This window comes from Boseongicola sp. (genome assembly GCF_057460485.1).
The window spans coordinates 1-9,364 of sequence record NZ_JBVCWP010000158.1 but is presented as its reverse complement, the minus strand read 5'-3'; the positions used below and the strand labels follow the sequence as shown (position 1 = coordinate 9,364).

Sequence of the window (9,364 nt, the reverse complement as noted above, 5' to 3'; positions counted from 1 at the left end):
CATAGGGTCCACCGACCTGTGTCGCGACCTCAAACCCCTGATCTATAAAATAAGCGTGGTCCGGGAAATGCCGCTGCACGACCTCAATGCGATCCTTTGGCAAATCAGAAAGGTCATCGCCCCGCAAAGCGCCAATCACAGCGATCCGCCCTTCGGCTGCCCAGTTCAGAGCACCGCTTTCAAGCGCAAGGCGAAGTCGGGATGCATTCATGACCAAACCAAGCGCAAACCGCGCTCTATTCCTTTTCCATAGTACATTGAAGCGGATGCTCATGGCGGTGCGCAAAGTCCATCACTTGCGTAACTTTGGTTTCGGCCACCTCGGCGGAAAACACGCCAACAACAGCGAGCCCCTTTTTGTGGACAGTCAGCATGATTTCAAACGCCTGCGCATGGCTCAAACCGAAAAAGCGCTCAAGCACGTGTACGACAAATTCCATTGGCGTATAGTCGTCATTCAACAGCATCACCTTATAAAGAGGCGGCTTTTCAGTCTTTGGCTTTGTCTCGGTCAGAACCCCGGTGTCGTTGTCACCCGGCTTGTCCGTATCAGCCATCATATGCAATGTGCGAAGAATCACGCAGCCCCATGTTGGTCGTGTCACTAGGCAGTACAATATATGCGAAAGCGACGCGGTGAAAAGGGCATGTCTAAGGGAAAACGGTTAACATGCTGACGACGCTGTGTTTCGATGCCGATGATACGCTCTGGCACAACGAACGTTTCTTCCAGATGACACAGGCCCATTTCGCAACGCTGCTTGCCGACTACATGGAAAGTGACGATCTGGCCGACCGCCTTCTTGCCGCGGAAAAGCGTAATCTGGGCCGCTACGGCTTTGGTATCAAAGGCTTTGTACTGTCGATGATCGAGACTGCGCTTGATGTGACAGACCGCCAGGTGCCCGGCCATGTCATCGCCAAAATTATCGCGGCTGGACACGATATGCTCGCGCACCCAATCGACCTTCTCCCCGGCGTTGCAGACACCCTCGCCAAGCTCGCGCCAAAATACAGGCTGATCGTGATCACCAAGGGCGACCTTCTCGATCAGGAGCGCAAAATCGCCCAGTCCGGGCTCGGTGAGGCGTTCGACGGTGTAGAGATCGTTTCCGACAAGACACGCGACGCCTATATCGACATCTTTGCGCGGCACGAAACCTCGCCAGAGACGACTCTCATGGCCGGTAACTCAATGAAATCGGACGTCTTACCCGCAATCGAGGCGGGGGCTTGGGGCGTCTACATTCCTCACGGGGTAAATTGGAAAATCGAGGCGGCAGATCCCCCCGATGACCAAGAAAAGTACCGCGAAGCGCGTGAATTCACAGAACTGCCCAAAATCATCGCTGCAATTGAACACAGCATGTAGCCGTTCACTCACCGCAATCTACTGCATCTAGTAAAACTGATCTTTCTATAAAAAGACATCGAAAATTCATTATTTTCGGATTGGTTTGAGCGTGCTAGTGTCCTGAAATATCAGGGATCTGGCGAATAAAGATCGGACCCAGAGGCAGTAAAAGGGCAGTATCGTGGCGTATCCGCTTTTCGTCGGAGCCGTATTTCGTGCATTAGTATGCGCATGTCTGATTGCAGTCATGCCATCGACCGTCGTTTCCGCACCCTATGCGGCGATGGTCATTGACGCGCGGTCCGGCAAAGTTCTTCATTCCCGCAACGCGGACACGCGTTTGCATCCGGCATCGCTCACCAAGATGATGACGCTTTACGTGGTGTTTGACGCTATCGAAAAGGGCGAGATCAGCCTTGATAGTCAAATTCTCATTTCGCGAAATGCCGCTGCAGAGCAACCCTCAAAGCTTGGTCTGAAGGCAGGCTCTCGCATCCAGCTGCGCTATTTGATTCGCGCCGCAGCGGTGAAATCAGCCAACGACGCCGCCACCGCCCTTGGCGAAGCAATTTCCGGAAGCGAGGCGGCATTCGCGCGCCGCATGACCCGCATGGCCAAAGCCATGGGGATGAGCAAAACCACTTTTAAGAACGCCCATGGTTTGACCGAATCTGGTCACCTGTCCACGGCCCGCGACATGACATCGCTGGGCCGCCATTTGTTTTACGACTTTCCTGAGTACTACAATCTGTTCTCTCGCAGATCGACCAATGCAGGGATCAAGACCGTCAATAATACCAACCGCCGGCTGCTTGGCGCCTATCGCGGCGCCGATGGGATTAAGACGGGCTACACGCGTGCCGCAGGCTTTAACCTTGTGGCCTCTGCAGAACGCGGCAACGAACGCATTATCGCAACTGTCTTCGGAGGTCGCTCGACCGCATGGCGCAACGCCCGCGTGGCCGAACTTCTTGATATGGGCTTCGACCGTGCGCCCAACAGCGTCGCGGTGCGCAAACCGTCTCGTCCCGTCCTGACCCCCGAGGGTGCATCAGACACGCCGGGACGCGTTATTCGCACATCTGGACTTGTCACGCGAACGCCGCGACCCCGCTTGCGCCCCTTGGAAGCCCCGCCAGAAGAGATGCTCATAGCCTTACAAGACGGCATCACGGACGCCTTGGCAGAAATCGTCCGTGGCGATGCCTCCACGGCAAACCCGACACCGGACATCGCTCCTGCGGCCGCGGCCGAACCGGTGCTGACTGCCAGCCTCGCTGGGTCTCTTGTGGCGGCACCGCGTCCTCGGGCGCGAACCCTCAATGCATTCGCCTCAACCGCCGCGGCACCCACTGACCAGGTCGACGACCAAATCGTCGTCACCCGAATGTCTACCTCGGGCGGGCGCCAATGGGCGATCAACGTCGGACGCTTCACCACTCGACACGAAGCCGAGAAGATGTTGTTACAAACCGCTTTGGTCGAACTGGGAACTCTGGACGAAGCCCTGCGAAAAGTCGTGCGAAGCCAGCAAGGCTTTGAAGCAAACTTCGTGGGTCTGACGGCCCAGACGGCAGAACTTGCTTGCCGTCGATTACTGGCCCAAAACGTAAATTGCCACCCGATGGGCCCCAGTTAAAGCCTAAGCACGCCCCGCATCTGCCGACAGCATCAGAGCATCGACGCCAAGCGTCGCCAAAGCTGCCGTCCACTTCGTATCCTCGTCGTTATTAAAAACGAGCTGAAGCGACGCGTCGCACGTCAGCCAACCGTTTTGCAAAATCTCGTCCTCAACCTGCCCCGGACCCCATCCAGCATAGCCCAGTGCCAAAAGCGCATTCGCCGGACCGGTATCACGCGCCAGATCTTCCAGCACATCCAATGTCGACGTCATCCCAAACTGTTCGGACACCTGAAGCGTCGAAGCTTCGGACGCATAGTCCCCTGAATGCAGCACAAATCCACGGCCGCTTTCCACTGGACCCCCAAAATACACAGGGACATCGCGCAACAACGCAGGCACCTCAATTTCTAACTGTTTGAGTAAATTCGCAAACGAAAGATCTGGCGCCGGCTTATTCACGATCAACCCAAGCGCCCCATCCGCCGAATGTGCGCACAGGAAGATCACACTCTTTTCAAAGCGCGGATCTCCCATTCCCGGCATGGCAATCAGAAGCTTACCTTCAAGTTGGGATGGAATGCTGGCGTCAGTCTGAGACATCCCAAAAGGATGCGGTATCCGGAGAGACGCTTCAAGGGCAGGCATGACACAATCACAAACGATTACCGGAATGTGATTTCCAAAACTGCCTAAAGCCACTTAACCAATGAACTCATGAAAGCTCTTGTCCTGACTTTGGCCGTTTTGGGCCTTTCCATCCCGGCCCCGGCTGTCGCGGCAGATATTCCCGACGCCCTTGCCCACATTGAGGTCCTGCCCGGTTGGCGTGGCGATGACGGAATACACCGCGCAGCCTTCGCGATCAGCCTGGCGCCCGGCTGGAAGACCTACTGGCGCACACCTGGCGACGCAGGCATTCCTCCTATTTTTGACTGGTCTTCGTCCAAAAACCTCTCTGGGGCGGGCGTATCTTTCCCGGTGCCCGATGTGTTTTATTCGAACGGCATGCGCTCGATCGGCTATGATGGCGGCATGGTTTTGCCCATCGCACTGCGGGCCAGCGACACGACCGCCGATATTCAGCTTTCCGGCCGCATGACCATTGGCGTCTGCCTCGATATTTGCGTGCCAGTAGAACTGACCTTCACAGCACTTCTCGCGGGCACCAATTCCGCGCCGACGCCCCAAGTAGCGCGCGCGATGGCCGACCGTCCGATGACAGCGTCAGAGGCAGGCGTCGGATCAGTTAGTTGCGAAATCGAGCCCATCCGCGACGGCATGCGCATTACCGCGATGATGGCTGTTCCTGCGATGGGGGAAAAAGACGTCGCGGTCATTGAATTGCCCGACCAGACTATCTGGGTGTCTGAAGCCACAATGACCCGCAGCGGCAACACTCTTGTCGCCAGCGCTGAAATGGTCCCGCCCAATGCACAGCCGTTCATCTTGTCGCGCAACGACGTACGCATCACCGTGTTCGGCGGCGGTCAGGCGATTGATATTCGCGGCTGCGACTAAGCGCGCACCCGACGGCTAAATCGCAAGGCGGCCAACGCCCAGGCCAGAAATACAATTCCCGCGACGCCCGCCACAAACATCAAGAACGCCAGCGGCAGGGATCGCGCGCCACCAAGAACAGCAGGCATCGCGCCAGTGACAATAACTGCGCCCATGGTCGTGGCGAACCACGCAGAAATACCGGCGCCTACGGCTCCCAAAACTCCCTGCATGCCCGGAGCCCGCCCTGACGCCGCACGCCGCGCTGCGCGGAAAGTTCGCGCGAAATCATGCCCGATCGCCAAGAGCGCAGGCACCACGAGCAAAACCAACACCAGCCCAAATCCCAGACCATAAACAAGCGTTATCACCGTCGGCTTCAAGAATTGTGCTTGGTTTGACGTCTCGTACAGCAACGGCGCAAGACCAAGCACGGTTGTCAGCGTCGTCAGAATAACCGGCCTCAACCGATCCGCCGTGCCGTCAATAATCGCCGGGAACAGCCCGCGCTCTTCGGCGTATTCATCGATCGTTGTGACCAATACGATTGAATCGTTGATCACGATCCCCACCATGCCAATGAGGCCAACCACAGAGAACATCGACAAAGGCACATCCCAGACATAGTGCCCCCATATCGTGCCAACGAGACCGAAGGGAATGATCGCCATGACCACGCCTGGTCGCGACCAGCTGCTGAAGACCCATGCCAGGGTCAGATAGATACCCGCCAGACACAAGATTAGTCCCGTCAAAGCATCGGACAGAAAATTGCTCTCGTCTTCGGCCAACCCGGCCGAGCGTGTCGAGATACCAAAGTCTTCCTGCAACTTCGGCAGCATAACTTCGCGCACTTGCGTCGAAATCTCTTCTGCCCGCGCCGGATCATCCTCGGACAAATCGCCTGTCACAGACACAACGCGAATACCGTTCTCCCGGCGGATCGTCGAAAACCCGGTGCGGCTGTCGACCGTCACAATATCGGCAAGCGGCACGTACACGCCCTCACCGGGTGCGGCACTGCCTGTGCGCACCAAAAGCCGGTCCAGAAAATCGGCCGTCAATTCTCCCGATGGCAGCTCAACCCGGATCGTCGCAGACCTTGGCCCATCCGGGAAACTCGCAGCCTCAACCCCATTCAGTCGGGCCCGCAATATCTGACCCAGATCATCAATTGTCAGTCCCAAAGCCTGCCCTTGCGGCGTCAACTCAAGAACAATCTCTTCTTTGTCGTAAGTGAGGTTGTCCTCCAAAGCCGAGACCTCACCGAATTGCGCCAATTGCGCCTTCAACTCTTCCGCCGCCTCTTTCAGTTCCTCCGACGAGGCCCCGGACAATTCGATATCGATCGCGTCGCCACCGGGTCCGCCACGCCAACCTCGGAAACTGATCGTCTCAAGCATCGGGTGCTGCGGCATTGCCTCCTGTAACTCGGATACGAATGCAAAGCTTGAATACGGCCGCGAATCCGCATCGATCAATTCGATCGCAATCGACCCCAATTGAAAGGACTCCTTGGTCTCCTGTCCTGCAAGGCCGCGACCAGACGTACCCCCTATTTCGGCCAATGCGTATTCGATCGGGTTCGCGCCATGCTTGGTTTCAAACTGCGCGCCGACCTCGTCCACAGTGGCCTGTAGCCGCCGCATCACCTCGAAGGTGTCTTCGCGTGTTGCCCCCGGCAACATCGCGAAATTAGCGGTGACTGATCCCTGTTCAGGCGCATTGAAGAACCGCCACTGTACATCGCCCCGGATGAACAAAACTGCCTGGCTCGCCAGCACCAAAATCGCACCGGCAATCACCGGGTACCGCGCCCAGATCACACCGGCCATCAAGGGGCGAAACAGCTGATCTCGGAAGACACGAAAGCCCTTGTTCACCTGACGTGACGGCCAGTCATACCAATGCTCTTTGGAGGCATGCGCAATAGCGTGCCGCATATGGTTCGGTAAGATCAGGAAACACTCGATCAGCGATGCGATCAGAACAACGATCACAGTAAACGGAATATCCGAGATCAGATCCCCAAACCGCCCACCAATCGCCACCAGACCGAAAAATGCGATGATGGTCGTGACCGTCGCCGAAAACACTGGCGTAAACATCCGGTTAGCCGCCCGTTCGGCGGCAGTCGTCGGATCCTCGCCCAGTCGCCGCGCGCGATAGTCGGCATGCTCGCCCACCACAATCGCGTCATCAACCACGATGCCAAGCGTAATGATCAGCGCAAACAGCGAGATCATATTCAGCGTCAACCCTGCCATATACATCATCGAGATTGCGGTGATCATTGCGACCGGGATGCCCGCCGCAACCCAAAATGCGGTGCGCGCATTCAAAAACAGGTACAAAAGCAAAACAACAAGCCCAAGCCCCATCAATCCGTTTTCAAGCAGGATGTTAAGACGCGCCGAAATCGTCTCGGACAGTGTGCGGATCAAATCAATCCGCACACCCTCTGGCAGGGACAACGTCATATCTTCTGCAACGCCTTCGACCTGTCGCTGCATCCGGATCGCATCGCCCTGGCTGGAGCGATCCACGCGGATCGAAATCGCCGGATTTTCACCAACGAAGTACGCGCGATCGCGGTCAACACCCTCCACCCGAACCCGCGCAACATCTCCGACGGTCACCTGCGTGCCATCATTGCCCGAGCGAATAACAATCCCTGAAATCTGATCCGCCGAGCGCTTTGCGACACCCGTGCGCACCCGTGCCGCACCACTGACGTCACCGGCCGGATCAGTTTCGACCTCGCCCGCAATGGCGCTCGCTATATCGCGCATCGAAACATCAAACCGGATCAGATCAAGCGACGTGACCTCGATAATCGTCTCCGGAGCCGCCAACCCCCGGATCGTCGTGCGCGTGACCCCCTCTGCGAAAAGACGGGTCACAAATTCGTCCGCAAAGTTCGCCAGTTGATCGACGCCGACAGGTCCGGTGATAATCACATCCGTCACCCGGTCTGACCACCGGCTGCGCCTGATCTCGGGGTCCTCGGCATCGTCCGGAAGGTTCGAGACCCCGTCCAACGCCGTATTCACATCATCTTCCGCCCGGTCCATATCCCAGTTCGGCTCGAACTCCATCGTGATCCGGGCCGATCCTTCGGACGACCGGGACGATGTTTCGATCACACCCTCTACGGCCTGAAACGTCGGCTCAAGTATCTGCACAATGCCCGCGTCGACATCCTCGGCACCGGCCCCGTCCCAGGCCACCTGAATGGTGATGTCGTCGGTGATGATGTCTGGGAAAAACTGCGCGCGCATCTTCGGAATTGAGTAAAGACCGGCCATCAGCAGCAACACCAAAAGCAGGTTGGCAGCCGTCTTGTGGCGCGTGAAATACGATAAAACGCCGCTTGTCGCTTTGCTCAGGTCTCTTGTCATTTCGACCGTTCTCTCTGCTACGCCAAACCGGCCACTAGCCGCCCATCCGAGATTCTATGCGCTCAACAACACGCAGCGGAACCGCGTCTTGCCGAAGCTGCGCGAGAACCCGTGCCTTCGCCTCATCCGGCATGAACGTGTTGCCTTCGACATAGGCGACCAAGCGCGCGCGGCGATCAGGATCAAGCATAAGCATCTCGGGTCCTTCGGGGGCCTCGGCACCATCGGGACGGATCGGACGAATACGAATACCCGCACCCAGCAATGGGGTCCGCTCCGAAACAATCTCGCGACCCGCCAACCCGGGGGCTCGCACGATCACATCGTCTCGCTCACGGCGCAAAACATCGACGGAGGCCGTCTCAAGACGATCTTCATCGCCCAAAACCAGAACGAAACCACTCGCATCAACGGCTGTCGCCGGAAGCCGCACGACGCGTTCAAGGGGCGGCTCGTCAATACGCACGGACACGAAATCGCCGGGCCAGAAACCGGGCGCGGCTTCAAGCCGCGCGAACAGCAGGCGTCCGGTCTGGCCAGCTCCCACTGCACCACTTTCACGACTGATCACCCCTTTTGCCTCAAGATCGACCCCAAGAATATCAATCGCTGCGGTCATATCGGCACCGACAAGTCGTCCATTTTCCGTCAAAAGACGCGCGTACTGTGGCGTCGAAACACGAAACGAGACCTCAAGCGCTGCCGGGTCAATCAACTCGCCAATCCGCTCATTCGTCGAAACCAACCCGCCAACAACGGCCGTTACATCGTTCATCACGCCCGAAAACTCGGCATAAATCTCGGTATCGGCCAAGGCGCGTTCAGCGCGTGCCAAAGAAATCCGGCGCCGCTCCAGGCCGGTCACCGCCTGATCAAACCGGCTCTCGGCGCTCGCCTTGGCCTGCCGGCGTGACAAGACGGCCTGATCTGCCGTTGAGACGGCCAATTCAGCCGTCTCAACGGCCGCAACCGATCCCACGCCGCGATCCAAAAGGTCGCGCTGCCGGTCCAAAGACTGTGACCGCAGCCGTGCCTGCACTTCTGCCGCAGCAATATCTTCTCCGGCCAAAGCAACAGCGCGCTCCGCATCCCGCAAATCGGCCTCTGCTTCAGAGAGATCAGCTTGGGCCGTTTCCAAAGCAGATTGCGCCTCGGCGGGGTCGACACGCGCCAGCAAATCGCCCTTTTGCACCTGCCCGCCGTTTTCAAACGTCTCGGACAACCAAATGACCGCACCGCTTGTTGCGGCACGCAGTTCAAGCGTGCGCCGTGCCCGCACTTCGCCAAACGTCGACAAAACCGGACGGAGGGTCTCGGGCGCAATTATCATTACCCTGGCCGCGAAGATGCGTTCGCGCGCAGGTCTCTGACCCGGCTCTTCCGCCCATCGTGTCTGCAACGCACCATAAACCGAGCTACCCGCCCAAGCGATAAGCCCGGCAGTGACGGCCATAAGAAAAACACCCACCAACGATCGGCGTAGAAACT

At 57.8% G+C, this 9,364-nt stretch carries 7 protein-coding genes and 1 pseudogene; 3 read left to right on the top strand and 5 right to left on the bottom strand.

What is annotated here, in order from left to right; all coding sequences use genetic code 11:
- A pseudogene (locus tag AC221Y_RS15780) lies at nucleotides 1-211 on the bottom strand (MFS transporter); the annotation flags it as partial.
- 25 nt (nucleotides 212-236) lie between these two features.
- Nucleotides 237-560 (bottom strand): ATP-dependent Clp protease adapter ClpS, encoded by a 324-nt coding sequence (clpS, locus tag AC221Y_RS15775; RefSeq protein WP_299751292.1) that lies wholly within the window; start codon nucleotides 558-560, stop codon nucleotides 237-239.
- 110 nt (nucleotides 561-670) lie between these two features.
- On the opposite strand from clpS, the gene AC221Y_RS15770 reads away from it, so the two are divergent.
- Nucleotides 671-1,372, top strand: a complete 702-nt coding sequence (locus AC221Y_RS15770) for an HAD family hydrolase (RefSeq protein ID WP_486707710.1) — start codon at nucleotides 671-673, stop codon at nucleotides 1,370-1,372.
- A 229-nt stretch (nucleotides 1,373-1,601) separates the two neighbouring features.
- On the top strand, nucleotides 1,602-2,993 hold the full coding sequence (locus tag AC221Y_RS15765) for a D-alanyl-D-alanine carboxypeptidase family protein (RefSeq protein WP_486707711.1): 1,392 nt from the start codon (nucleotides 1,602-1,604) through the stop codon (nucleotides 2,991-2,993).
- Between the two features lie 3 nt (nucleotides 2,994-2,996).
- On the opposite strand, the gene AC221Y_RS15760 is transcribed toward AC221Y_RS15765, so the two are convergent.
- On the bottom strand, nucleotides 2,997-3,578 hold the full coding sequence (locus AC221Y_RS15760) for a YqgE/AlgH family protein (protein WP_299751298.1): 582 nt from the start codon (nucleotides 3,576-3,578) through the stop codon (nucleotides 2,997-2,999).
- A gap of 114 nt (nucleotides 3,579-3,692) precedes the next feature.
- Here AC221Y_RS15760 and AC221Y_RS15755 point away from each other — a divergent pair, with 114 nt between their 5' ends.
- Entirely contained in the window at nucleotides 3,693-4,496 is an 804-nt protein-coding gene (locus AC221Y_RS15755) for a protein-disulfide reductase DsbD domain-containing protein (RefSeq protein WP_486707709.1), read from the top strand.
- Here the strand turns inward: AC221Y_RS15755 and AC221Y_RS15750 are convergent.
- Complete coding sequence (locus AC221Y_RS15750) at nucleotides 4,493-7,876, bottom strand: efflux RND transporter permease subunit (protein ID WP_486707708.1); 3,384 nt, start codon at nucleotides 7,874-7,876, stop codon at nucleotides 4,493-4,495. The two genes, AC221Y_RS15755 and AC221Y_RS15750, sit on opposite strands and share 4 nt — an antisense overlap.
- A 34-nt stretch (nucleotides 7,877-7,910) precedes the next feature.
- Nucleotides 7,911-9,364: efflux RND transporter periplasmic adaptor subunit (locus tag AC221Y_RS15745; RefSeq protein WP_486707707.1), on the bottom strand; the 1,454-nt coding region annotated here is incomplete at its 5' end.